At 63.4% G+C, this 24,975-nt stretch carries 21 protein-coding genes and 1 riboswitch; of the genes, 9 read left to right on the top strand and 12 right to left on the bottom strand.

From position 1 onward, the window contains the following. Positions 1-15 precede the first annotated feature (15 nt). Positions 16-591 (top strand): YceI family protein, encoded by a 576-nt coding sequence (locus tag AAEQ75_RS10580; RefSeq protein ID WP_106733649.1) that lies wholly within the window; start codon positions 16-18, stop codon positions 589-591. Between the two features lie 186 nt (positions 592-777). Then, on the top strand, positions 778-2,199 hold the full coding sequence (locus AAEQ75_RS10585) for an IS1182 family transposase (RefSeq protein ID WP_343352342.1): 1,422 nt from the start codon (positions 778-780) through the stop codon (positions 2,197-2,199). A gap of 127 nt (positions 2,200-2,326) precedes the next feature. Here the strand turns inward: AAEQ75_RS10585 and AAEQ75_RS10590 are convergent, their stop codons facing one another. From AAEQ75_RS10590 to ahcY, 7 genes are all read right to left on the bottom strand, one after another. After that, positions 2,327-4,216, bottom strand: coding sequence for a DEAD/DEAH box helicase (locus tag AAEQ75_RS10590; protein WP_343352200.1), 1,890 nt, complete (start codon positions 4,214-4,216; stop codon positions 2,327-2,329). 186 nt (positions 4,217-4,402) lie between these two features. Further along, positions 4,403-5,161, bottom strand: coding sequence for a substrate-binding periplasmic protein (locus tag AAEQ75_RS10595; RefSeq protein WP_143504582.1), 759 nt, complete (start codon positions 5,159-5,161; stop codon positions 4,403-4,405). A gap of 51 nt (positions 5,162-5,212) precedes the next feature. Beyond that, positions 5,213-6,586 (bottom strand): nucleotide 5'-monophosphate nucleosidase PpnN, encoded by a 1,374-nt coding sequence (gene ppnN / locus AAEQ75_RS10600; RefSeq protein WP_143504581.1) that lies wholly within the window; start codon positions 6,584-6,586, stop codon positions 5,213-5,215. A gap of 97 nt (positions 6,587-6,683) precedes the next feature. Continuing rightward, the gene (locus AAEQ75_RS10605; protein ID WP_343352203.1) at positions 6,684-7,448 is read right to left on the bottom strand and encodes a DUF3142 domain-containing protein; all 765 of its coding nucleotides are present in this window, start codon (positions 7,446-7,448) and stop codon (positions 6,684-6,686) included. Further along, positions 7,418-9,580, bottom strand: a complete 2,163-nt coding sequence (locus tag AAEQ75_RS10610; RefSeq protein ID WP_343352204.1) for a hypothetical protein — start codon at positions 9,578-9,580, stop codon at positions 7,418-7,420. The genes AAEQ75_RS10605 and AAEQ75_RS10610 overlap by 31 nt, the downstream gene beginning before the upstream one ends. A gap of 46 nt (positions 9,581-9,626) precedes the next feature. Then, on the bottom strand, positions 9,627-10,472 hold the full coding sequence (metF, locus tag AAEQ75_RS10615; protein ID WP_343352205.1) for a methylenetetrahydrofolate reductase [NAD(P)H]: 846 nt from the start codon (positions 10,470-10,472) through the stop codon (positions 9,627-9,629). Positions 10,473-10,570: 98 nt separating this feature from the next. Further along, positions 10,571-11,959 carry an adenosylhomocysteinase gene (gene ahcY, locus AAEQ75_RS10620; protein WP_343352206.1) on the bottom strand — a complete coding sequence of 463 codons (1,389 nt, stop codon included), beginning with the start codon at positions 11,957-11,959 and terminating at the stop codon, positions 10,571-10,573. Between the two features lie 23 nt (positions 11,960-11,982). Then, a riboswitch (S-adenosyl-L-homocysteine riboswitch) is annotated at positions 11,983-12,135 on the bottom strand. 183 nt (positions 12,136-12,318) lie between these two features. Between ahcY and AAEQ75_RS10625 the strand changes: the two genes are divergently transcribed. The 3 genes from AAEQ75_RS10625 to AAEQ75_RS10635 all read left to right on the top strand — a co-directional run bounded on the left by AAEQ75_RS10625 (position 12,319) and on the right by AAEQ75_RS10635 (position 13,784). Continuing rightward, positions 12,319-12,708: an acyl-CoA thioesterase gene (locus AAEQ75_RS10625; RefSeq protein ID WP_143504577.1), complete on the top strand. Its 390-nt coding sequence runs from the start codon at positions 12,319-12,321 to the stop codon at positions 12,706-12,708. A 125-nt stretch (positions 12,709-12,833) separates the two neighbouring features. Further along, entirely contained in the window at positions 12,834-13,223 is a 390-nt protein-coding gene (locus AAEQ75_RS10630; protein ID WP_099522877.1) for an MAPEG family protein, read from the top strand. 111 nt (positions 13,224-13,334) lie between these two features. Beyond that, positions 13,335-13,784: a c-type cytochrome gene (locus AAEQ75_RS10635; protein ID WP_343352209.1), complete on the top strand. Its 450-nt coding sequence runs from the start codon at positions 13,335-13,337 to the stop codon at positions 13,782-13,784. On the opposite strand, the gene AAEQ75_RS10640 is transcribed toward AAEQ75_RS10635, so the two are convergent. From AAEQ75_RS10640 to AAEQ75_RS10660, 5 genes are all read right to left on the bottom strand, one after another. Next, a complete protein-coding gene (locus AAEQ75_RS10640; RefSeq protein ID WP_343352211.1) occupies positions 13,778-14,173 on the bottom strand; it encodes a DUF1090 domain-containing protein in 396 nt (131 codons plus the stop codon). The two genes, AAEQ75_RS10635 and AAEQ75_RS10640, sit on opposite strands and share 7 nt — an antisense overlap. An 84-nt stretch (positions 14,174-14,257) precedes the next feature. Next, on the bottom strand, positions 14,258-15,949 hold the full coding sequence (gene ligB / locus AAEQ75_RS10645) for an NAD-dependent DNA ligase LigB (RefSeq protein ID WP_343352213.1): 1,692 nt from the start codon (positions 15,947-15,949) through the stop codon (positions 14,258-14,260). A 136-nt stretch (positions 15,950-16,085) separates the two neighbouring features. After that, entirely contained in the window at positions 16,086-17,276 is a 1,191-nt protein-coding gene (gene metK / locus AAEQ75_RS10650) for a methionine adenosyltransferase (RefSeq protein ID WP_099522872.1), read from the bottom strand. After that, positions 17,277-18,278 carry an ArsR/SmtB family transcription factor gene (locus AAEQ75_RS10655; protein WP_125834977.1) on the bottom strand — a complete coding sequence of 334 codons (1,002 nt, stop codon included), beginning with the start codon at positions 18,276-18,278 and terminating at the stop codon, positions 17,277-17,279. 73 nt (positions 18,279-18,351) lie between these two features. Continuing rightward, entirely contained in the window at positions 18,352-19,233 is an 882-nt protein-coding gene (locus AAEQ75_RS10660) for a LysR family transcriptional regulator (protein WP_280079725.1), read from the bottom strand. A 110-nt stretch (positions 19,234-19,343) separates the two neighbouring features. On the opposite strand from AAEQ75_RS10660, the gene AAEQ75_RS10665 reads away from it, so the two are divergent. The 4 genes from AAEQ75_RS10665 (at position 19,344) to AAEQ75_RS10680 (ending at position 24,950) form a co-directional block, all read left to right on the top strand. Further along, positions 19,344-20,498 carry a TDT family transporter gene (locus tag AAEQ75_RS10665; RefSeq protein WP_343352217.1) on the top strand — a complete coding sequence of 385 codons (1,155 nt, stop codon included), beginning with the start codon at positions 19,344-19,346 and terminating at the stop codon, positions 20,496-20,498. Positions 20,499-20,607: 109 nt separating this feature from the next. After that, complete coding sequence (gene tkt, locus AAEQ75_RS10670) at positions 20,608-22,608, top strand: transketolase (RefSeq protein ID WP_343352219.1); 2,001 nt, start codon at positions 20,608-20,610, stop codon at positions 22,606-22,608. A 102-nt stretch (positions 22,609-22,710) separates the two neighbouring features. Beyond that, the gene (gene epd, locus AAEQ75_RS10675; RefSeq protein ID WP_343352221.1) at positions 22,711-23,778 is read left to right on the top strand and encodes an erythrose-4-phosphate dehydrogenase; all 1,068 of its coding nucleotides are present in this window, start codon (positions 22,711-22,713) and stop codon (positions 23,776-23,778) included. Positions 23,779-23,789: 11 nt separating this feature from the next. After that, positions 23,790-24,950: a phosphoglycerate kinase gene (locus AAEQ75_RS10680; protein WP_343352223.1), complete on the top strand. Its 1,161-nt coding sequence runs from the start codon at positions 23,790-23,792 to the stop codon at positions 24,948-24,950. Positions 24,951-24,975: the final 25 nt, after the last annotated feature.

Here is a 24,975-nt window from a genome sequence, read left to right on the forward strand (position 1 = left end):
GCAAGGAGAACACCCATGTTGAAGAACGCCCTCGCTGCACTGGTTCTGGGTTCCGCTCTGATCGGCGGCCAGGCCATGGCGGCAGACTACGCCATCGACAAGCAAGGCCAGCACGCCTTCGTCAATTTCAAGATCAGCCACCTGGGCTACAGCTGGCTGTACGGCACATTCAAGGATTTCGACGGCAAGTTCAGCTTCGACGCCGCCAATCCCGAGGCGAGCAAAGTCAGCGTTACCCTGAAGACTGCCAGCGTCGATACCAACCACGCCGAACGTGATAAGCACATCCGCAGTGCCGACTTCCTCAATGCGAGCAAGCACGCTACTGCCACGTTCGAATCGACTTCGGTCAAGTCCACTGGCGAAGGTACTGCCGACGTTACCGGCAACCTGACCCTGAACGGCGTGACCAAGCCGGTGGTGATCGCTGCCAAGTTCATCGGCGAGGGCAAGGACCCGTGGGGCGGCTACCGCGCCGGCTTCGAGGGCACCACCACCCTGACGCTGAAAGACTTCGACATCTCCATGGATCTCGGCCCGGCTTCGCAAACCGTGGAGCTGATCATCTCGGTCGAAGGTGTGCGTCAGTAAAGAAAGCGGCCGCTTGCGGCCCACTGATGACCCTCTCACATTTATGGGAGAGGGCTATTTAGCTGTTCATTCTGACTCTGCCGGCACCAGCAAAAAAGCCACCCCATGCAGACTGTGTGAAAACCTAGCAGTCTGAGAGCAAGCTGAAGACAATGCCTCCATCAGTCGATGGGGGCATTGTCGTTTATGGGCTACATCCAGGGCGAAGGTCGTCAGCAAAGCAGCCTGTTTCCTCCCACATTGGAGGAGCTGGTGCCGGAGGATCACCTGGTACGGGTGATCGAGGCCTATGTCGCCCGCCTGGATCTGCAGACTCTGGGTTTCAGCAAGGCCGAACCACTCAAGACTGGACGTCCTGGCTATGATCCAGCGGATCTACTCAAGCTTTATCTGTACGGTTACTTCCAGCGCATCCGCTCCTCCCGGCGCCTGGAAGCTGAGTGCCAACGCAATGTCGAGGTGATGTGGCTGCTGGGCCGATTGGCACCGGATTTCAAGACCATTGCTGATTTTCGCAAGGACAACAGCGCTGCTTTTCAGGCGACCTGCCGCACCTTCGTCCGGTTCTGTCGCCAGGTGGGGCTGATCAGCGGGCAACTCGTGGCCATCGATGGCAGCAAGTTTCAGGCGGTAGCGTCGCAACGCAAGCATCTGAGCCTGACGAAGCTCAAGCGTCAACAAGGCAAGCTGGAGGCGCAGATCGCCCGTTATCTGGCCGAACTGGACGAGGCTGACCGCAGTGAGGCCGCTGAAGTGGTTGATCGCAGTGCGGTCAAGGCTGCGCTGCAGCAGCTGGAGAGCCGACATGCCGATAACCTGACAGCCCAGGCGTTGATGGAGGTACAGGGGCTGGAGCAGTTCGTCGTGGGTGAGAGCGAGGCGCGCATGATGCGTACCCACCAGGGGGCTCGCGTGGCTTATAACGTGCAAAACGCGGTGGATGGCGAGCATGGGCTGATCGTGCATCATGCTGTCACTCAGGATGGCAGCGATAACCAACAACTGGAACCTATGGCCAAGGCTGCCCAGGCGATCCTGGCGCAGGAAGAGCTGACGGTTACAGCCGATGCCGGCTACTCCAATGGTGAGCAGTTTCAAGCGTGTGATGATGCTGGGATTACGGCCTATGTGCCGGAGAATCGGGGCATAAATAACAAGGGCGACGACACGCCGCTATTCGATCGCAGCGCCTTCAGCTACGACGCAGAAAACGACCAGTACCAATGCCCTGCAGGCCAATGGTTACCGCTCAAGCAGGTAAACGGCCTACAGCGCATTTATGCTCTACGCGGCGACTGCACGGCTTGTCCATTGAAATCACGCTGCACCAAGGCTAAACGTCGACACGTGACTCGGCATGTCCATGAGGCCGCATTCGAGCGCATGCATCAGCGGATGCAGGCGCATCCAGAGATGATGGTCAGGCGCCGATCCATCGTCGAACATCCCTTCGGCAACCTGAAGCAATGGATTTTGGGTAATGGTCGCTTCCTGCTCCGACAACTGCAGGGCGCTCGGACGGAAATGGCCCTGGCGGTCAACGCCTACAACCTGAAGCGTGCCATCAATGTGATGGGTGCCCGTCGGCTGATCGAGCTGTTGGGGTAAATCCCGCCTTCCATTTCCAAGCATCAAAAACACCAACGCCCCGAACCAGTCGGGGCGTTGGATTTTTCTGGCGTCAGTGCGTTTTCACACGCTCTGCATGGGGTGGCTTTTTTGTTTGCGTGGCAGCTTACTCTTCGCGATTACGCGTCAGCAGCGCTGGCTTCTCGCTGCGTGGACGAGTGCTGTTGCTCAACTCGTCTAGCTGCTCGGCGCTAGGGAAACGATCCAGGCGCGAGCCCTTGTGCACGATGATCGGCTGCTTCTCGCGCGGGTTGCGCACGGCCGCTTCGGCGCGTGGCAGTTCGTCGCGGTCTAGCGAGGTGATGCGACCATCCGCCTGCCGGCCACGGCCCCCGCCGTTGCGGCCTTGACCACCCTGGCCACCTTGACGGCGATTCTTGCCGGGATTGCCTGGGTTGCCGCCAGTGTTGTTGCGGGGCTGCCTGTTGTTGCTGTTGGCTCTCTGACCTTGGCCCTGAGCAGCGCCATTGCCAGGTGCACCGCCGCCTGAGCGGCGGCCGCGACCTTGCGGCTTGTTCTGCACCGGGACGTAATCGGCACGGTTGCCGAAATTGTCGATTTCGTCGTCGAGAAACTCTTCCGGATCGCGATCCGGCGGCAGTGCGGGAACGGCCGGGGCTGCGCCACGATTCTGGTTGCGAGGCTGCTGGCCACGACGGTTCTGACCTTGGCCCTGCTGTTGCGGCTTGGCTTTCTGCTCCTTGCCGCTGTCTTTGCCCTTGTCTCGACGACCACCGTTGTTGCGCTCGCCCTTGGGCTTGTCGGCGCCTTCGGCTTTCTGTTTCTTCTGGCCGGCACCACGTGGTTGGCGTGGCTCGCGCACTTCCGGGCGCTCCGCTTCTACGGCGCTGGCGTCGAAGCCCATCAGATCGCCGTCGGGGATCTTCTGCTTGGTCATGCGCTCGATGCTTTTCAGCAGCTTCTCTTCGTCCGGAGCGACCAGCGAGATGGCCTCACCACTGCGGCCGGCACGGCCGGTGCGGCCGATACGGTGAACGTAGTCTTCCTCGACGTTGGGCAGCTCGAAGTTGACTACGTGCGGCAGTTGGTCGATATCCAGGCCGCGTGCGGCGATATCGGTGGCTACCAGGATGCGTACTTGGTTGGCTTTGAAGTCGGCCAGGGCCTTGGTGCGCGCGTTCTGGCTCTTGTTGCCATGGATCGCGGCAGCCGGCAGACCATGCTTGTCGAGGTACTCGGCCAGGCGGTTGGCGCCGTGTTTGGTGCGGGTGAACACCAGCACCTGTTCCCAGGCGCCCTGAGTGATCAGGTGGGCGAGCAGGGCGCGCTTGTGGCTGGCGGCCAGGCGGAAGACGCGTTGTTCGATACGCTCGACTGTGGTGTTCGGCGGCGTGACCTCGATGCGCTCGGGGTTGTGCAGCAGCTTGCCGGCCAGGTCGGTGATGTCCTTGGAGAAGGTGGCCGAGAACAGCAGGTTCTGGCGCTGTGCGGGCAGTTTGGCCAGCACCTTCTTGACGTCGTGGATGAAACCCATGTCGAGCATGCGGTCGGCTTCATCGAGCACGAGGATTTCGACATGAGACAGGTCGATGGCTTTCTGATTGGCCAGGTCGAGCAGGCGGCCAGGGCAGGCCACCAGCACGTCGACGCCCTTAGCCAGGGCCTGGACCTGCGGGTTCATGCCAACGCCGCCGAAAATGCATGCGCTGACGAATTTCAGATCGCGGGCATAGACCTTGAAGCTGTCATGCACCTGGGCGGCCAGTTCGCGAGTGGGTGTCAACACCAGCACGCGCGGCTGTTTCGGGCCGTGACGTTGTTCGCGATCCGGATGACCACCCGGAAACAGGCGCTCGAGGATCGGCAGGGCGAAACCGCCCGTCTTACCTGTACCCGTCTGGGCCGCCACCATGAGATCGCGACCTTGCAACACGGCGGGAATGGCCCGCTGTTGCACCGGAGTGGGTTGGGTGTAGCCGGCGGCTTCGACCGCACGGACTAAAGCCTCGGAGAGACCGAGGGAGGCAAAGGACATGAGCAATCCTGTACTAGTGAGGGCGTGGCCCTGGGGGTGTAGAGCCTGGCTTGAATCACGCATTGGGGGCGTGATCCCGTCCGGTACTGCTGGCTTTAGAGCACCAGCATCCGGGCGCAAGCCTGGCGGGAAGGCCCGATTATAACAGAGCGCAAGGCTTGCGCACCTATCAGCCTGTCGGCTGGTTCACGGTTGGCGTTCGTGTGGCCTGGCGTAGCGTGCCTGCAGGCGGGCATAGGCGGGTTCGCGCTTGAAACGGCGTAGCTCGCGAGCGAACGCCTGCGCCAGTGGCTGCAGCGCCGGATCCTTGCGCAGCGCCAGGTACAGATGGTCGCGCCCGAGTCTTTTGCGGTGGTAGTCGATTTGCCCCTCGATACCCATCTGCGCGATCAGATAGAGGCCGGCGCGCCGGTCATTGACCACCAGGTCGACGCGGTGGCGTATCAGCTTGCCCATGTTGGCTTCATGGCTCTGCGCTTCTTCGCGGCTGAACAGGGTCGAGGTGCGGAAGGTTTCGTCGTTGTACCAGTAGCCTGGCGAGACACCGATTACCAGGTCGCTCAGGTCTTCCATGTTGGTGTAGCGGAAGGGACGATTACGTGCATGGAACAGCACCAGCTCGACCTCGCTCAGTGGCTCTGCGACGAAGAGCATGTCGGCCTCGCGCTCCGGGAGGTGGAATATGTCGAGAATTCCATCGGCGCGGCCTTGTTCCAGCGCCAACAGGCAGCGCTTCCAGGGCAGGAATTGCAGGTCCAGCGTTACCCCCAGGCGCTGCAGCACCTCGCGGGTTATTTCGTAGTCGAGGCCTGCGGCTTGGCCGTTGTCCTCGTAGACATAGGGCGCCCAGGCTTCCGTGACCAGGCGCAGCGTTTCACCGCGAGCGGCGAAAGCACAGAAGCACAGTAAAAGTATGGTGATAATCTGACGCGGAAATAGTGGCATTGCGCCGGATTAGCGATTTTGTAATGGCCTTTGAAGTGCGCCTACGCCACCTCAATCGATGACGCGATAGCAGGGCTCATAGGCGCTGCCGCCCGGCAGCTTCATGCGGTGTTGCTCGACGAAGGCCTGCAGCAGGCGATCCAGCGGGCGCATGATGGTGGCTTCGCCGCGAATCTCGTAGGGGCCGTGCTCCTCGATCAGACGGATGCCGTTCTCCTTGACGTTGCCGGCGACGATGCCGGAAAAGGCACGACGCAGGTTGGCGGCCAACTGATGCAATGGCTGCTCGCGGGTCAGGTTGAGGCTGGCCATGGATTCATGGGTTGGCTCGAAGGGGTGCTGGAAGCTCTCGTCGATCTTCAGCAGCCAGTTGAAGTGGAAGGCGTCGTTGCGCTCGCGGCGGAACTGACGCACGGCCTTGATGCCGACGGCCATTTCGCGGGCAACTTCAGCTGGGTCGTTGACGATCATGCGGTAGCGTTGCTGCGCCGCTGCGCCGAGAGTGGCGCCGATGAAATCATGCAGCTGCTGCAGGTACGGCCCGGCGCTTTTCGGTCCGGTAAGAATGACCGGGAAGGGCAGATCCTGGTTGTCCGGGTGGGTGAGGATGCCCAGCAGGTAGAGGAATTCTTCGGCAGTACCAGCGCCACCCGGGAAGATGATGATGCCGTGGCCGACGCGAACGAAAGCCTCCAGGCGCTTTTCGATATCCGGCAGAATCACCAGCTCGTTGACGATCGGGTTCGGCGCTTCGGCGGCGATGATCCCCGGTTCTGTCAGGCCCAGGTAGCGGCCGGTGAGGTTGCGCTGCTTGGCGTGGCTGATGGTGGCGCCCTTCATCGGCCCCTTCATCACGCCTGGGCCGCAGCCGGTGCAGATGTCCAGGCCGCGCAGGCCCAGCTCGTGACCGACCTTCTTGGTGTACTTGTATTCCTCGGTGCTGATCGAATGGCCGCCCCAGCACACCACCATCTTCGGCTCGACGCCGCTGCGCAGGGTCTGTGCGTTGCGCAGCAGGTGGAAGACGTAATCGGTGATGCCTTCGGAGCTGTCCAGGTCGATGCGCTTGTGCTCCAGCTCGCTTTGCGTGAAGACGATGTCGCGCAGCGCGCTGAACAACATCTCGCGGGTGCTGGCGATCATCTCGCCATCGACGAAGGCGTCGGCCGGGGCGTTGATCAGCTCCAGACGGATGCCGCGATCCTGCTGGTGAATCTTCACTTCGAAGTCCGGGTAGGCTTCGAGGATGGTCTTGGCGTTGTCGCTGTGCGAACCGGTATTGAGGATCGCCAGGGCGCACTGGCGGAACAGGCGGTAGACGCTGCCCGAGCCGGTCTCGCGCAGTTGCTGCACTTCGCGCTGGGAGAGGGTTTCCAGGCTGCCCTTGGGGCTGACGGAGGCGTTGATCGTGGAGCGTTTGAGCATGAAATGTGGTCCTGGTGGCAAGCTTGCGCCGAAGGTTGGCGCGGAGGCGTTCGAATAGGTTGTCGCCGTGGGTGTTGCGGTTGTCTGTGTCGGGCGTTCAGTGCCTGGTGGCTGGTGCGTCGGTTGCGGGTTCGCTCGGGTTCAGCAGAAATACCACATAGCCACGGAACCAGGGACTGCTTTGCAGGTAATCCGGCGCCTGCCATTCGCCGTTTTGTATCAGGCCGATGCGAAACGGCAACTGCAGCCGCGCGATGCTCGGCAGGTAGCGCTGGTAGCCAGCGATGCTGTGGCGGCCCTGGTATGTCTGCATCACCACTTCATCGACCATCCCGGCGAGACGGTTGAGCGCCGCCGGGTCGGCATTACCGGCCCAGTCGAGCAGGCCGGTGATACTCAGGCGGTACTGCTGTGGCAGGCGCTGGCGCAGGTCTTCGAGGAAGGCGGCGTAGCGATCCAGGCGCAGCGTTTGTGCATCGAAGTCGATCTGCACCCCGCTGACCCGGTTGCCGGAACGCTGCCAGCGCTGCAATTGGCTCAGCAGCAGGGCGAACACTTCCTCGTTCCAGTCCAGGGTATGCGCGCGATACACCACCCAGAGTTCGATATCCTCCGACAGCCTGGGCGTGGCTGGGTTCTGTGCCTGCATCCGCGCCGATGGATCGCCAGCGCGGCGTGGACCATCGATCTGCCCCTGCAGCATGTATAGGGTACGGGCTTGGGCCAGCACCGGCTGTGGCGTCACGCCGGCCCACAGCCAGAAGGCCTGATGCTCGGCGGCGTCGACGCGCGCGGCCTGCACCGGCAGGCCGGCTGCCAGCAGGAGCAGGCCTACCAGTAGTACTTGAGTCGCTGTGCCCACTGGGTGTCCGCGTAGCTACGCTTGAGAGTCTGGAACCACTGCTTGCGCTGATCCTTGCCGATGTCCTGGCCGTCGCAGCTGTTGTAGCCGCTGGGCGCGTAGCAGTTGATCGCGCGAAACAGCGCGTAGGCCTTGTCCTCGCGGCTGACCTGGGGCGCAGCCAGCAACATCTGGTAGGCGGCCAGGCGAGAAAAGGACGACCCCTGGAACTGACTTGGCGCGCTGCCCAGCTCGCCGGTCGCCGGCGGACGGTTCAGCCAGTGTTCGTCGAGGCCGTGGACACGGACGAAGTCGCCCAGGCACAGCATGCCTTGGGCGTCCTCGGCATTGGCGGCGAGGCGTTCGGCGATCTTCACCAGACTGGGGCAGGCGTAGCCGGCATCGCTGCCGCCGGCCCAGGCAAACAGGCCAGGATCGAGGCGCGGCGCAGGCTGTTCCGGCTTGTAAGGGTATTGCGCGAAATCGCTGAGAAAGTCGGCGTAGCGGCCATAATCCAGGTCACGGTAGAGCAGGGCATACAGCGCAGTTGCCCGCTCGCTTGCAGGTGCCTGTGCGTCGCCAGCCTGCTGGCGCAGCAGCTCGGGGCCGGCACCATAGGCCAGCAGGCGTTCGCGGATCGGCGCGGTGGTGATCGGCGAAGCGGCGGCGAATACCTTGTCCAGTTCGCCACTGCGCTCGTAGTTCAAGGCCAGCGCCAGTTGCAGTTGTGCCTGCTGCAGCGGGTCTTGGCTGCGTGCCAGTAGCGCCCGCCAGTGCTGCAGTGCCTGGGTCGTCTCGCCCTTGGCTTCCAGTGCCAGGCCGCGCAGCGTTTCCTGGCTGAAGACGAGGGCGTTCAGAGGCCCACCTTCGGCATCCGGCAGGGCGGCGAGAGTCTGCTCGGCGTTCTCACTGCGATAGAAATGCCAGGCAGCGACCAGGTAGGCATGTAGGTCAGGTTGGCTGGCGAAGCGCGGCTGCTGTGCCTGCAATTGCTCGAGGCTGAGGCGCGGCTGGCTGTTGCTGCCGGGGGCGCGCAGATGAATCAGGTCGACCATGGCCAGCAGCAGCGGGTCTTCGATGGTATCTGGGGCGAGGCTGGGCAGCAGTTTGCCGTCCAGTTCCTCGATCAGCGCGGGCATATCGACCTGCTGCGCGCCTCGCTGGAACTGCCGGGCAAAGGCCTCGGCAAATCGCCGGGTGTCACCGGCAAGCCAGTACACGCGGCGCTGCAGACCGCGCGCCGAGTCGCTGTAGAGCCCCTGTGGATAGTTATTCAGATACTGCTCGAAGGCCTTCGCGCTGGCGTCGAGGTTGGTTTTATCGACCTGCTCGGGGCTGAAGAAACCGTATTCATCGAAGGCGTGGAGCTGCGCCCGGTTCAGCGCGACACGGCCGAGCAGGTACTGGGCGGTTTCGCTCAGCCAGGGCCGCTCGCTGTGTGCGAGTTCGGCGAAACGTTCATGCGCCTGATCGAAGTCGCCGCGATAGAACGCGTCGGCGCCGCGCAGGTAGTCCCCGAAGGCCTGGGCAGCGGGCGACTGCAGTTGCGTCGCTTGCGGCAGAATGTCCTGCGTTTGTGGATCGCCCTCACCGCACAGGCTCAGCAGGCTGCGCCGCGAACGGGCCAGCGCCTGTGTCTCGCTCGAGGCCAGCTCTGGCGTGGCGCTGAGCGCATCGACGAAGCCGCGCATGGCCTGCAGGTCGTTGCTGCGGCAGCGATTGCCCTCGCCTTCAGCGAAGTGGTGCACGGCGAAAGCATCCGCCTCGCTGTCGACGCCCAGGCGCTGCAGGGCCTGGGTCAGGTACGTCGCGTCCGTCTCGGCGGCTTGCTCGTCCGTCTCGGCCGCTTCGCTACGAGTGCGGCTCGGGTCGAGCATGCCGAGGCTGAAGGGCACCAGGCCGTAGCCGTATTCGTAGCCTTCGAGTGCCAGCGGTTCGCGCGTCAGTTTCAGGTGGCCGGCGTCGTCGAGCAGCAGTTGCAGATTGACGCGGCTGTCGTTGCCGGGGCTGAGAAAGGCCAGGTTATTGCACGCCGAAAGCTCGTCGGAAATCAGCTTCCAGCTTGGTGTGCAGGTCATGTCGGAGCTGGCCAGTGCAGCGGGCGTATGCAGGCCGGCGAGCAAGGCGAAGGGGAGGAGGCGCTTGATTGTCATAGGGCTCATCCTTGAGCGTGGGAGCCGCTGTGCGGCTCCCTGCCCGTCAGCGTTTGAGATCGAGGTTGTTCCAGATGGCCAGGCTGGGACCTGCCAGGTTCATGCTGTAGAAGTGCAGGCCGGGCGCGCCGCCTTGCAGCAGGCGTTCGCACATCTCGGTGATGACCTGTTCGCCGAAGGCGCGAATGCTGTCGGCATCGTCGCCGTAGGCTTCCAGCTGCTTGCGCACCCAGCGTGGGATTTCAGCGCCGCAGGCGTCGGAGAAGCGCGCCAGCTTGCTGTAGTTGGTGATCGGCATGATGCCTGGCACCACTGGAATGTCCACGCCCAGCTTCTGCACGCGCTCGACGAAGTAGAAGTAGCTGTCGGCGTTGAAGAAGTATTGGGTGATGGCACTGTCGGCACCGGCCTTGGCCTTGCGCACGAAGTTGGCGATATCGTCCTCGAGGTTACGTGCCTGCGGATGCATCTCCGGGTAGGCGGCTACCTCGATGTGGAAGTGATCACCGGTTTCGCTGCGGATGAACTCGACCAGTTCGTTGGCGTAGCGCAGCTCACCGCTGGCCATGCCCATACCCGACGGCAGGTCGCCGCGCAGGGCAACGATGCGCTTGATACCGGCGTTCTTGTACAGGTTGAGCAGCTCGCGCAGTTCGGCCTTGCTGTCGCCGACGCAGGACAGGTGCGGGGCGGTGGGCACCTTGATCTCGCCATCGAGTTGCAGCACGGTGTTCAGGGTGCGGTCGCGGGTGGAGCCACCGGCACCATAGGTGCAGGAGAAGAAATCGGGCTTGTAGGCCGCCAGTTGGCGCGCCACGTCCATCAGTTTTTCATGCCCGGCTTCGGTCTTGGTGGGGAAGAATTCGAAGCTGTAGCGGCGTTCTTGGCTCATAGATTTCTAGCCTTGGAGACGTAGGGTGGATGGCGTTTTTCCATCCACCTTGCGGGAAGTCGGCGGTGGACAAGCCAGGGGCTTATCCACCCTACGCATCAGTAGCGATAGGTGTCCGGCTTGAACGGGCCTTCCACGGTCACGCCGATGTAGTCGGCCTGCTGCTTGGTCAGCTGGGTGACCACACCGCCGAAGCCCTTGACCATTTCCAGCGCCACTTCTTCGTCGAGCTTCTTCGGCAGCACTTCGACGGTCAGGCGCTCGGCCTTCTTCTCGGCGGACAGATCAGCGAACTTCTGCTCGAACAGGAAGATCTGCGCCAGCACCTGGTTGGCGAAGGAGCCGTCCATGATGCGGCTCGGGTGGCCGGTGGCGTTGCCCAGGTTCACCAGGCGGCCTTCGGCCAGCAGGATCAGGTAGTCGTCGTTGGCCGGATCGAAGCTGCCGGCGCCGGTGCGGTGGATCTTGTGCACCTGCGGCTTGACCTCTTCCCATGCCCAGTTCTTGCGCATGAAGGCAGTGTCGATCTCGTTGTCGAAGTGGCCGATGTTGCACACCACGGCGCGCTTCTTCAGGGCCTTGAGCATGCCCGCGTCACAGACGTTGACGTTGCCGGTGGTGGTGACGATCAGGTCGATCTTGCCCAGCAGCGCAGCGTCGACGCTGGCTTCGGTGCCGTCGTTGAGACCGTTCTTGTATGGGGAAACCAGCTCGAAGCCGTCCATGCAGGCCTGCATGGCGCAGATCGGGTCAATTTCGGAGACCTTGACGATCATGCCTTCCTGACGCAGCGACTGGGCCGAGCCCTTGCCCACGTCACCGTAGCCGATGACCAGCGCCTGCTTGCCCGACAACAGATGGTCGGTGCCGCGCTTGATGGCATCGTTGAGGCTGTGACGGCAACCGTACTTGTTGTCGTTCTTGCTCTTGGTGACCGCGTCGTTGACGTTGATCGCCGGGATCTTCAGCTCGCCCTTGGCCAGCATGTCCAGCAGGCGGTGTACACCGGTGGTGGTCTCTTCGGTGACGCCGTGGATGCGCTCGAGCATCTGCGGGTATTTCTTGTGCAGGATCTCGGTCAGGTCACCACCGTCGTCCAGCACCATGTTGGCGTCCCACGGCTGGCCGTCCTTGAGGATGGTCTGCTCGATGCACCACTCGTACTCTTCTTCGGTCTCGCCCTTCCAGGCGAATACCGGGATGCCGGCGGCGGCGATGGCGGCAGCGGCCTGATCCTGGGTAGAGAAGATGTTGCAGGACGACCAGCGCACTTCCGCGCCCAGGGCGGTGAGCGTCTCGATGAGCACGCCGGTCTGGATGGTCATGTGAATGCAGCCGAGGATCTTCGCGCCTTTCAGCGGTTGGCTGGCGGCGTACTTGCGGCGCAGGCCCATCAGTGCCGGCATCTCGGACTCGGCGATGATCAGCTCTTTGCGGCCCCAATCGGCCAGGGAAATGTCGGCGACTTTGAAATCATTGAAAGACATGCAATAGCACTCCATTCGTTGTCTGCGAATGGGCGCCGTTGATGCGTATGGTTAACGCCCCATCCGAGCCTGACAGTCTGGAAGGCTGATTCGAATCTACCGCGAAGCATTGTAGGAATGCAGGGCTTGGGGATTCGAAACAGATCTTTCAGGCTGCTGCAGCGCCCCTCGGACAGGTGGCGGGCACAACCGGAGCGGTGCCGGTTGCGTGAAACCGGCAAATTATAGCCGTGTACGCGGCGCAGCCCAAGGCTTTCCGTCGCATTTGCCTGGCTATGATTGTCATAGCCAGCGATGCAACGACAAGCGCAGCGCTGCGGGCGCATCATGGGCGCCCAATCTGGCACGGAGGACACTGCATGAATTTCCATACTCGCAAGTGGATCAAGCCCGAGGATCTCAACCCCAACGGCACTCTGTTCGGCGGCAGCCTGCTGAAATGGATCGATGAAGAAGCAGCGATCTACGCCATCGTCCAGCTCGACAATCAGCGCGTGGTGACCAAGTACATCTCCGAGATCAACTTCGTCAGCTCGGCGCGGCAGAGCGACATCATCGAGCTGGGTATCACTGCTACCGAGTTTGGCCGCACCTCCATCACCCTGTGCTGCGAAGTGCGCAACAAGGTAACCCGCAAGAGCATCCTGACCATCGACAAGCTGGTGTTCGTCAACCTCGGTGAGGATGGCTTGCCGGCCCCTCACGGCAAGACGGCGATCACCTACGCCAAGGATCGCTTCCCCGGCTGAGCCGCACTGGCCAGTCTGGCCGCAGGCTTGGCCGAAGCGCCGGCATCATGGGCCGGCGCGGCCATGGACGGTAACGGGGCGCTCGCTCAGGCTTGGCTTCCCGACCTTTCGAGTGAAGCCACACCATGACCCTTGCCTACTGGTGCGTACTGATCGCCATCTTTCTGCCCTACCTGGGCACTGCCACTGCCAAGTTCCTTGGCCCCGGCTACGGGCCGCGCGCCAATCAGGACCCGCGCGCCTTCCTGGGCACGCTGGAGGGCTGGCGTAAGCGCGCCAACAACGCCCAGCTCAATGGCTTCGAGGTGACTCCGGCGTTCGCCGCCGCAGTGATCATCGCGCACCAGGCCGGTGGCGCCGAGCAAGCGCTGCTCGACCAGTTGGCCATGGCGTTCATCGTCAGCCGTGTGCTGTATTTCATCTGCTACCTGGCCGACTGGGGCCCTGTTCGTTCGCTGGTGTGGTTCGCCGGGATGGGGCTGATCGCGGCCTTGTTCGTGGTGTCCGCTAGCTGAACACTGGCTGACTGCAAGGCAGGAAAGGCAGCCGTTGTGACAAGAGGTCGCTTGGCCCGGCCGGGGTGAGCCGCGATACTGTCGGCCCCTTGTCGCCTGGAAGTCGTGTCGATGACCTTGAAGAAACTCCTGCTGCTCACCTGCATCTGCCTGACCCTGGCTGCTTGTGGTGGGGTCGACCCCAACTCGCCGTTGGGCAAGCGCCAAGCCGCGTTCAAGGAGATGCTCAAGGTCAGCGAAGACCTCGGTGGGATGTTGCGCAATCGTATTCCCTACGACGAAGCCGCATTCATCAGCGGCGCAGCCAAGCTCGAGCGTCTGTCGCACGAGCCCTGGCAGCACTTTCCACAGGTGCGTGACGACGAGCGCAGCAAGGCCAATCCCGAGGTCTGGCAGCGCCAGGAGCAATTCCAGAAGATGGCGCGTGATCTGGAGCAGGCCACCGCCGCACTGGTGCAGGCGACGACCGCTCCGCCGTTACGCCGCTCCGAGCTGGAGCCGGCAGTGCAGGCTGTCGAGGATAGTTGCGAGGCCTGCCACAAGGCGTTTCGCGCTTACTGATCGGCGCGCGCTTCGGCCTCGGCCTGCTCCAGTTCGGCGCGCGCCTCGGCCAACTTGGCCTGACGCTTGGCGATCGTTTCCTGATCGCCCTTGCCCATGGCTTCGCGCAGATCCATCTCACGCTCCTGCACTTCCTCACGGGCTTCCTTGACGCTGGCCAGGCGATCACTGTGCAGGGTGGCGTCGTCGCAATTCATTTCCACATTGCCCAGCGCCCTTTGCAATCCATCCAGTTGCTGTGAGTTGCCGTTCTTGCGCGCGGCCTCGATCTTTTCTTCGATGACCTGGCGCTTGGCCGCACAGCCACCGTCGCCGTCTGCAGCGAGGATGGGCGTGGCGTTGAGATTGGCGGCCAGCAAGAGGCCGAGCAAAGCGGTTTGACGATTCATGGTCTGTCCTCGTGTAGGTCTACTTCGAAGTGACCCTGGTTGCCGCGCGAGGTTCGACCCGAGTGAGTCATCGGCTGACCAGGGTCAACCGCGCGGTGAATTTTCCTGCGGCAGGAAACCGGCGGTGCCGGCCTCCTGCAGTTGCGCGCCCAGGCGCTGAATCTCGGGGTGGCTGAAGAACGCCAACAGACGCTCAGCGCTCTTTTGGCTCACGCCGGGCTGCTTCATCCAGTCGGCGTGGCTGCGACCCAGTAGCGTGGCCCAGTCATCCTCCGCGCCTAGCTGGATGCCAGGTGGTGCGCCGAGTGCCTGCAGCCATTGCTGCAGTGAGCGCCGCTGGGCCTGGGCGAAGGCCTGCTGCAACTGCGAGGCGCGCCGTGGACCGATACCTGGCAGTTGCTGCAGGTGTTCGCTGTCGAATTCCAGCCAATCGAGCAGGCCATGCAGTTTCTGTCCCGCCAATAACGTGCTCCAGGTGCCTGGTCCTACGCCGGGCAGGTTCAGCCCCTGTTTGCCGGCGAGCCAGTTCAGGCGTGCCTGGAACTGTTGCTGGCACTCGTCGCTGAGTCGCCAGCAACTCATGGCGTGGTATCGATTAGGGTCAGGTGCCTGCACCGCTGCGCGCTCCTGGCTACGCCAGATCACTTGGTCGAGGCGTGGAATGGTCAGGCCAGCCAGGCGTATCGCCACCTGATCGCCGGGGCGAATGTCCAGTTCTTCCCAGGCTTGCAGCGAGCCGAGCGCGACCCGGCTGATACGCCGCTCGTCAAGGTCGACCGGCTGCAAGCGCAGGATGGGCGTGATACGTCCAGTGCGGCCGATACTGAAATCCACCGCCTGCACCACTGCCAGAGCCTGGCTGGCGGGGTATTTCCAGGCAATCGCCCAGTGTGGCGCTTCGGCCAGCCAGCGCTCTCCTGGGGGGCGTATGCCTTGGCGTATGACCACACCGTCGCTGGCGAACGATAGCGGCGCATTAAGCCAGTGCTGGCGCCAGCCGCGGGCATCCGCCGTGCTATTGAGTGGCTGGGTGTAATGCAGGCTGTCGCTGAAGCCTAGATTTTGCAGGGCTTTCAGGCGCTCGGGCATGTTCTCAGGGCCGTTCGGCCAGTCCCAGACGAACAGGCCAATGGCGTTGGTTTCCTGCTCATCGAGTGACTGTCGCGCCATCAAGCCTGCCACCTTGCCGCGTGCTCCGGCGCCACCGTCGCGGCCCTGAACATGGTCGTCCAGGCGCCAGTAAAGCTCGCCTTGCAGCACGGCATCTAATGGCTGTTTCAGGTGCTTGGGAATGGCTGGTAACTGTCTGGCGCGCGCCGTCCAGTCCTGTCCATGGCGTCCATCGCCGCGGCTGATGGCTTGTTTCAGGATGCCGCCCTGGTAGACCAGAGTAACTGCGACACCATCGACCTTGGGCTGAATCCACAGACTGTCGCGGCTGGCGACCCATTCGGCTACCGCCGCATCGTTCAGCTTGCGCAGGCCGGTTTGTGCCACGGGGTGAGCGAGCTTGCCCGTACTGCCGGCCAACGGTTCCGGCAGGTCAACGAGCGCGCTGGGGAAGCACTGATGCCAGGATTGCAGGCGCTCACGGGCTTGATCGTAAAGTTCATCGGCGATCAGCGAGCGACCATGATTGTGGTAGGCATCATCCCACTCGGCGATCTGCTGGCTAAGGACAGAGAGTTCGCTCTTGGCGCGGTTGGCCGGCCAGTCGGGGCAGGGGGCTGCCTGTGCGGTCAATGGAAAAAGGAGCAGCGCGATCCAGCGTGTCATGGCAAGCGTCCGTGCTTGGGATTGAATTCTCAGCCTAGACGATTTCGCGACGCCTGTCGGGTGAAGGGTGCTTTCACCTACTCCAGCAAAGAAAAAGCCCTGCGCAGGGCAGGGCTTCTCTTGTCGTCGCTGAGCCTTACAGGCCAGCGGCGGCGCGCAGGTCGGCAGCCTTGTCGGTGCGTTCCCAGGTGAAGGTGGTGAAGCTGTCGTCGCCAACGGTTCTGGACTGCGGCGTGCGGCCGAAGTGGCCGTAAGCTGCGGTGTCCTGGTACATCGGGTGCAGCAGGTCGAGCATCTTGGTGATGGCGTATGGGCGCAGGTCGAACACGTCACGCACTAGTTTGATGATCTTCTCTTCAGCGATCTTGTGGGTGCCGAAGGTGTTGATCGAGATGGAGGTCGGCTGGGCCACGCCGATGGCGTAGGACACCTGGATCTCGCAACGCTCGGCCAGGCCGGCGGCGACGATGTTCTTGGCCACGTAGCGGCCAGCGTAGGCAGCGCTACGGTCGACCTTGGAGGGGTCCTTGCCGGAGAACGCGCCACCGCCGTGACGGGCCATGCCGCCGTAGCTGTCGACGATGATCTTGCGCCCGGTCAGGCCGCAGTCGCCCACTGGGCCGCCGATGATGAACTGGCCGGTCGGGTTGATGTGGAACTGGGTGTCCTTGTGCAGCAGCTCAGCCGGCAGCACGTGCTTGACGATCAGCTCCATCACGCCTTCGCGCAGGTCGTCGTATTTCACTTCCGGGTTGTGCTGGGTGGACAGCACGACCGCGTCGATGGCTGCGACCTTGCCGTTTTCGTAGCGGCAGGTGACCTGGGATTTGGCATCCGGGCGCAGCCACGGGAGCAGGCCGGACTTGCGTGCTTCGGCCTGACGCTCGACCAGGCGGTGCGAGAAGCAGATCGGCGCCGGCATCAGCACGTCGGTTTCGTTGCTTGCGTAGCCGAACATCAGGCCCTGGTCGCCAGCGCCCTGATCTTCCGGCTTGGCGCGGTCGACGCCCTGGTTGATGTCCGGGGACTGCTTGCCGATGATGTTGAGCACGCCGCAGGTGGCGCCGTCGAAGCCGACGTCGCTGCTGGTGTAGCCGATGTCGCAGATCACGTCGCGGACGATCTGCTCCAGGTCGACCCAGGCGCTGGTGGTGACTTCACCGGCAACGATGGCCACACCGGTCTTGACCAGGGTTTCCACGGCCACGCGGGCGTGTTTGTCCTGGGTGATGATGGCGTCGAGCACCGCATCGGAGATCTGGTCGGCGATCTTGTCCGGATGCCCTTCGGACACGGACTCGGAGGTAAACAGGGAATATTCGCTCATCTATCGGTTCCTTTCTTGCCGGAGGCTGAAGGCGCTGTGCGCATCGGGTTTGGCAAAGTGCCGTAATTGAATCTGAAAGCCGTTTTTCAGGCCTATGTACAAACTTTCGCCAGGCGTCAGGCCGGCAGCCGTTGCCCAGCGCGCCAGGTCTTCCTGTTCGAAGCCGAGCCAGAGGTCGCCGCACGCTTCGCGCGCCCAGCTCTGGTCGTGGCTGCACAGTTCGCTGAGCAGCAGGCTGCCGCCTGGTGCGACCAGGCCAGCCAGCTTGCGAAAGGCCTCGGCCGGGGTGGCGAAGTGGTGCAGCACCATGTTCAGTACCACGCAATCTGCCGTGACTGGCGCGTCCTGCAGCGCATCGGCCAGTTTCAGCTCGACGTTATGCAGGCTTTCAGCGGCGCAGCGTTGGCTGGCCAGTTCGAGCATAGCCGGGCTGTTGTCCAGTGCCGTGACCTGGGCGAAGCGCCGCGCCAGTTCGGGGAGGAAGGCGCCATCGCCCGGGCCGATTTCCAGCGCGCTGGCGCTGGGGGCGAAGTGCAGGGCATCAAGCAGCGCCAGCAGGCTGTCGCGGTACTGCGGCAGGCCGGCGATCAGGTCCTGCTGGGCCTGGAAGTTGCTGGCCATGCGTGCGAAGAAATCGCGACTGACGGTGGCGCGCTGCTGGTGCACGGTGGCGATGCGTGCCTGTACATCGCCGGGCAGCGGCAGCTCGTCGATATCGTCCAGCAGGGCGGCATGCAGACGGCCATTGGGCAGTGCGCGGCGGTAGAAGATCGCGTTGCCTTCGCGGCGCGTTGCCACCAGCCCAGCCTGGGCCAGCACCTTGAGGTGATGGCTCATGCCCGACTGGCCGATGGCGAAGATCTGTGCCAACTCCAGTACGCCGAAGGAATCGTTGCTCAGCACGCGCAGCACGTTCAGGCGCAGCGGATCGCCGCCGGCCTTGCACAGGGCGGCGAGTGTGTCGCAGGGGTCGAATTCCAACTGGGGGGCGCGCAGGGTCATGGTGGCGCAGTCTAGTCGGTCATTTTTCATACAGCAATACCAATATCAAAAAGTTTTGATATTGGTATTGCTGTTACTCCGACGTTTGAGTCAACGCCAGGAAAGCCGCGGGTGCCGGGCTCAGACTGGCGCCCAGGCGCCACAGCACATGCAGCTCGCGCTCGATCTGCAGGTCCTGTACCGGCAGATGGCGCAGTTCGCCGTTGGCCAGTTCGCGCTCCACCACTCGCTGCGACAGCCAGGCAATGCCCTGGCCGTCAGCGAGCAGACGCTTGAGCGCCTCGGTGCTGCCGATGGCCATGCCGGCACGGGGTTCGAGGCCATGCGCGCGGTAGGCCTGCTCGACGCTGACGCGCGCGCCAGAGCCCGGCTCGCGCATGTACAGCGGGTAATCCTGCAGTTTCTCCGCGGCGAGCGTCTGGCTGGCGGCCAGCGGATGGTGCGGCGCAACCACCGGTAGCAGGGCGTCGCGTGCCAGCAGGCGATGGGCGTAGTCGGTGCGGACGAACGGGCCTTCGACGAAGCCCAGGCTGATGCGGCCTTCGTCCAGCTGCCGGGTGACGGCGTCGGTGTTGCTCACGTCGAGGCTGACGAATATCTGTGGATGCAGGGCGCGAAAACGGGTGAGCAGGGGCGGCAACAGGTAGGAGCCGAGGGTGGCGCTGGCGCCCAGGTGCAGTTCGCCTTGTTCCAGTTGGGCAAAGTCACGCAGGTCGCGTTCGGCGGCGCGTTCCAGGCTGAAGATGCGCTGGGCGTAGTCGAGCAGGCGCAGGCCGCCTTCGGTCAGTTGTACGCCGCGCGGCAGGCGGTCGAACAGGCGCAGGTCGAGGCTGGCTTCGAGGTCGCGAATTTCCCGCGTCACCGCCGGCTGGCTGATGTGCAGGCGCTCGGCGCCAGCGCTGATGCTGCCGGCCTCTGCCACGGCAAGGAAGACTTTCAGGTGATGGAGGTTCATGATTAATACATAAGTGAAAGGTATGGTAAGGATGCTGAATATGTATTTTTCATATGGCAAGCCTCTTCTTAACCTTGCGCTATCACTCATGTCACGGGACAACCCGATTCATGCCGCGCCCTTTCAGTCGTTTGCCCGAGCCGCTCGCATTCATTCGTCACTTCACGCCTAGCTGGTTCGCCATGACCATGGGCACCGGTGTGCTGGCGCTGGTTATCGCTCATCTGCCTTGGTCGCTGCCTGGTCTGGCGATGCTGGCGGAGGGGCTGTGGTTCTTCGCTGTCAGCCTGTTCGTCCTGTTCACGGCGCTGTTTCTGCTGCGCCTGGCACTGTTTCGCGACACGGTCTGGCCGATGCTGCTGCACCCGGTGCAGTCGATGTTTCTCGGCGCGATCCCGATGGGGCTGGCGGTGCTGATCAAGGGCCTGTTGCTGTTCGGCGTCCCGCGCTGGGGCGAGGGCGTCTATGCGCTGGCGCATGCCTTGTGGTGGCTGGATGCGGCGCTGGCGCTGCTCGGCGCCCTGCTGGTGCCCTATCTGATGTTCACCCGCCAGCATCACGCACTGGAAAAACTCACGGCAGTCTGGCTGCTACCTATCGTCGCTCCCGAGGTCGCTGCCAGCACGGCGGGAGCGTTGGCGCCGCACCTGGGCGCTGCGGCCGCGCAGCAACTGCTGGTCGCCGGCTTTATCCTCTGGGGATTGTCGCTGTCGCTGGCGTTCTCGCTGATCACCCTGGTGCTGCTGCGCCTGGCCCTGCACAAGTTGCCGGATACCGATTTCGCCGCCACCAGTTGGCTGCCGCTTGGGCCGCTGGCGACCGGCTGCCTGGGGCTGCTGAGCATGGGGCAGGCCGCGCCGCTGGCGTTCGCTGGCACACCCTTGGCCAGCGCTGCCGAGCTGGCCCGAGACCTTGGCCTGATCGGCGGCCTGGCGCTGTGGGGCGCGGGGCTGTGGTGGCTGGTGATCGCCACCCTGTTCACTCGCCACTACATTCGCGACAACATGCCATTCAACCTGGGTTGGTGGGGCTTCACCTTTCCGCTCGGAGTCTTCGCCCTGGCCACCTTCGAGCTACAGGCGCTGACCGGGCTGACCTTCTTCACTCTGGTCGGCGTGGCGCTGGCGATCCAGCTGGCGGCGGTATGGTCGCTGGTGTTCAGTCGTACGCTCGCTGGCGTCTGGCATGGCGAGCTGTTTCAGGCGCCCTGCCTGGGTGGGCCGGGTAGTCCGGCGGTGAGCGTGCTGAGCGAGCAGGCAGGTTGATTTGGTCTCTACGACCATCTGTCATTGCCCCGCGGGGGCCGGCTGGGCGAAAATAGGCGTCTTTTTTCGCCCCCTTCATTCAGAAGCAGCCCCCGTAGGAGATTCAGCGATGCCCAGCCGTCGTGAGCGAGCAAATGCCATTCGTGCCCTCAGCATGGATGCTGTGCAGAAAGCCAACAGCGGCCACCCCGGTGCCCCCATGGGTATGGCGGATATCGCCGAAGTGCTGTGGCGCGATTTTCTGAAGCACAATCCGAGCAACCCGAACTTCGCCGATCGTGACCGCTTCGTGCTGTCCAACGGCCATGGTTCGATGCTGATCTATTCGCTGCTGCACCTGACCGGCTACGACCTGTCCATCGACGACCTGAAGAACTTCCGTCAGCTGCATAGCAAGACCCCGGGCCACCCGGAATACGGCTACACCCCTGGCGTGGAAACCACCACCGGCCCACTCGGCCAGGGCATCGCCAACGCCGTCGGTTTCGCCATTGCCGAGAAGGTACTGGGCGCGCAGTTCAACCGTGAAGGCCACACCATCGTCGACCACAACACCTATGTGTTCCTCGGCGACGGCTGCATGATGGAAGGCATTTCCCACGAAGTCTGTTCGCTGGCCGGCACCCTTGGCTTGGGCAAGCTGATCGCCTTCTACGACGACAACGGTATCTCCATCGACGGTGAGGTCGAGGGCTGGTTCACCGATGACACGCCGAAGCGCTTCGAAGCCTACGGCTGGCAGGTGATCCGCAATGTCGACGGCCATGATGCCGAAGAAATCAAGATGGCCATCGACACCGCGCGCAAGACCACGGATCAGCCGACCCTGATCTGCTGCAAGACCACCATTGGCTTCGGTTCGCCGAACAAGCAGGGCAAGGAAGAGTGCCACGGCGCGCCGCTGGGCAATGACGAAATCGCCCTGACCCGCGCCGCGCTGGGCTGGAACCATGGCCCGTTCGAAATCCCCGCCGAGATCTACGCCGAGTGGGACGCCAAGGAAGCCGGCGCTGCCGCCGAAGCCGCCTGGAACGACAAATTTGCCGCCTACGCCGCTGCCCATCCTGAACTGGCTGCCGAGTTCAAGCGCCGCATCGCTGGTGAGCTGCCGGCCGACTTTGCCGAGAAGGCCGCTGCCTATATCAAGGACGTCGCCGAGAAGGGCGAGACCATCGCCAGCCGCAAAGCCAGCCAGAACGCGTTGAATGCCTTCGGCCCGCTGCTGCCGGAGTTCCTCGGTGGTTCGGCCGACCTGGCCGGTTCCAACCTGACCCTGTGGAAGGGCTGCAAGGGCGTCTCCGCTGAAGATGCGTCCGGCAACTACATGTTCTACGGCGTGCGCGAGTTCGGCATGAGCGCGATCATGAACGGCATCGCTCTGCACGGCGGCTTCGTGCCGTACGGCGCCACCTTCCTGATCTTCATGGAATACGCCCGTAACGCCGTGCGCATGTCCGCGCTGATGAAGAAGCGCGTGCTGTACGTGTTCACCCACGACTCCATCGGTCTCGGCGAAGACGGCCCGACCCACCAGCCGATCGAGCAACTGGCCAGCCTGCGTGGTACGCCGAACCTCGACACCTGGCGTCCGGCCGATGCCGTGGAGTCCGCTGTGGCCTGGAAATACGCCATCGAGCGCGCCGACGGCCCCAGCGCTCTGGTGTTCAGCCGCCAGAACCTGCCGCACCAGCCGCGTGATGCCCAGCAACTGGCTGACGTCGCCCGTGGCGGCTACGTGCTCAAAGACAGCGCTGGCGAGCCGGAGCTGATCCTGATCGCCACCGGTTCGGAAGTCGGCCTGGCCGTGGCTGCCTACGACAAACTGACTGCTGCCGGCCACAAGGTACGCGTGGTGTCGATGCCTTCCACCAGTGTGTTCGACGCCCAGGACGCCGCCTACAAGCAGGACGTGCTGCCACTGCAGGTCGGTGCGCGCATCGCCATCGAGGCCTCGCACGCCGACTACTGGTACAAGTATGTGGGCCTGGAAGGTCGCATCATTGGCATGACCAGCTTCGGCGAATCGGCCCCGGCTCCGGCCCTGTTCGAGCACTTCGGTTTCACCGTCGACAACATCGTCGCCACCGCCGAAGAACTGCTGGACGCCTGACCCTTCCGTAGGAGCGAGCTCTGCTCGCGAAGCTGTTTGCCTCGCGCAGGGTTCGCGAGCAGAGCTCGCTCCTACCGGGTTCCTTTTGCCTTGCGAGCGCCTATGTCACGACAACGCCCCTATCGTGTCGCCCTCAACGGCTATGGCCGCATCGGCCGTTGCGTGCTGCGCGCGCTGCACGAGCGTGGCAATTCTGCGAGCCTGGAAATCGTCGCGCTTAACGACCTGGCCGATCAGGCCAGCATCGAATACCTGACCCGCTTCGACTCCACCCACGGGCGCTTTCCCGGCGAGGTGAAGGTCGATGGCGACTGTCTGCATATCAATGGCGATTGTGTGAAGGTGCTGCGTCAGAGCGAGCCCGAGTCCATCGACTGGGCCGCGCTGGATATCGACCTGCTGCTGGAATGCTCCGGGCAATACACCACGCGTACCGATGCCGAGCGTTTTCTCGCTGCCGGCGCGCCGCGCGTGTTGTTGTCGCAGCCGATGGCCAGCGAGGCGGATATCGACGCCACGGTGGTCTACGGCGTCAATCAGCAGTGCCTCAGCGGTGCCGAACAACTGGTATCCAACGCCTCCTGCACCACCAACTGCGGCGTGCCGCTGCTGAAGCTTCTCGATGAGGTGGTGGGTCTGGAGTACGTCTCCATTACCACCATCCACTCGGCGATGAACGACCAACCGGTGATCGATGCCTACCACCACGAAGACCTACGCCGCACGCGCTCGGCCTTCCAGTCGGTGATTCCGGTGTCCACCGGCCTGGCACGCGGTATCGAACGCCTGCTGCCGGAGCTGGCCGGGCGCATTCAGGCCAAGGCCATTCGCGTGCCGACGGTCAACGTCTCGTGCCTGGACATCACCCTGCAGACCGCACGCGATACCTCTGCCGAAGAGATCAACCGCGTACTGCGCCAAGCGGCGGAAAGTGGCCCGCTCAAGGGGCTGCTGGCCTACACCGAACTGCCGCACGCCAGCTGCGACTTCAACCACGACCCGCACTCGGCCATCGTCGACGGCAGCCAGACCCGCGTGTCCGGCCCGCGCCTGGTCAACCTGCTGGCCTGGTTCGACAACGAGTGGGGGTTTGCCAACCGTATGCTCGATGTCGCCGAACATTTTCTCCTACAAGCCAATCAAGCCAATCAAGCCAATCCTGCCCCGTGAAGGACTGATCTATGACCGTTCTGAAGATGACCGACCTCGACCTCGCTGGTAAGCGCGTGTTGATCCGCGAAGACCTCAACGTTCCGGTGAAGGACGGTGTGGTCAAGAGCGACGCGCGTATCCTCGCCTCGCTGCCGACCATCAAGCTGGCGCTGGAAAAAGGCGCGGCCGTACTGGTTTGCTCGCACCTCGGGCGCCCGGAAGAAGGCGTCTACAGCGAGGAAGACAGCCTGGCGCCCGTCGCCGCTTACCTGAGCAAGGCCCTCGGCCGCGAAGTACCGCTGGTCAAGGACTACCTCGGTGGTGTCGAGGTCAAGGCCGGCGAGCTGGTGCTGCTGGAGAACGTCCGCTTCAACAAGGGCGAGAAGAAGAACACCGACGAGCTGGCCCAGCAGTACGCTGCCCTGTGCGACGTGTTCGTCATGGACGCCTTCGGTACCGCTCACCGCGCCCAGGGCTCGACCCATGGCGTGGCCAAGTTCGCCAAGGTCGCCTGTGCCGGCCCGCTGCTGGCTGCCGAGCTGGACGCGCTGGGCAAGGCGCTGGACAAACCGGCCCGCCCGATGCTGGCCATCGTCGCCGGCTCCAAGGTGTCGACCAAGCTCGACGTGCTCAACTCCCTGGCCGATATCTGCGACTCACTGATAGTCGGTGGCGGCATCGCCAACACCTTTCTCGCGGCTGCCGGCCTGCCGGTAGGCAAATCGCTGTACGAGGCTGATCTGGTCGATACCGCCAAGGCCATCGCAGCCAAGGTCAGCGTACCGCTGCCGGTCGACGTGGTGGTGGCCAAGGCTTTCGCCGAAGACGCCGAAGCCACCATCAAGGCCGTCGCTGATGTGGCCGAAGACGACATGATCCTCGACATTGGCCCGCAGACTGCGGCGATGTTCGCCGAGATGCTCAAGGCCTCGCAGACCATCCTGTGGAATGGCCCGGTCGGCGTGTTCGAGTTCGATCAGTTCGGCAACGGCACCAAGGCCCTGGCCCTTGCCATCGCCGAAAGCCCGGCGTTCTCCATCGCCGGTGGCGGCGACACCCTGGCGGCCATCGACAAATACGGTGTGGCAGAGAAGATTTCCTACATTTCCACCGGTGGCGGCGCCTTCCTCGAGTTCGTCGAGGGCAAGGTGCTGCCGGCCGTGGAAGTGCTGGAGCAACGCGCACAATAAACACCAGCTAGGGTGAATGGAGTCA

The organism is Pseudomonas sediminis, from assembly GCF_039555755.1.
GTDB lineage: Bacteria > Pseudomonadota > Gammaproteobacteria > Pseudomonadales > Pseudomonadaceae > Aquipseudomonas > Aquipseudomonas mendocina_D.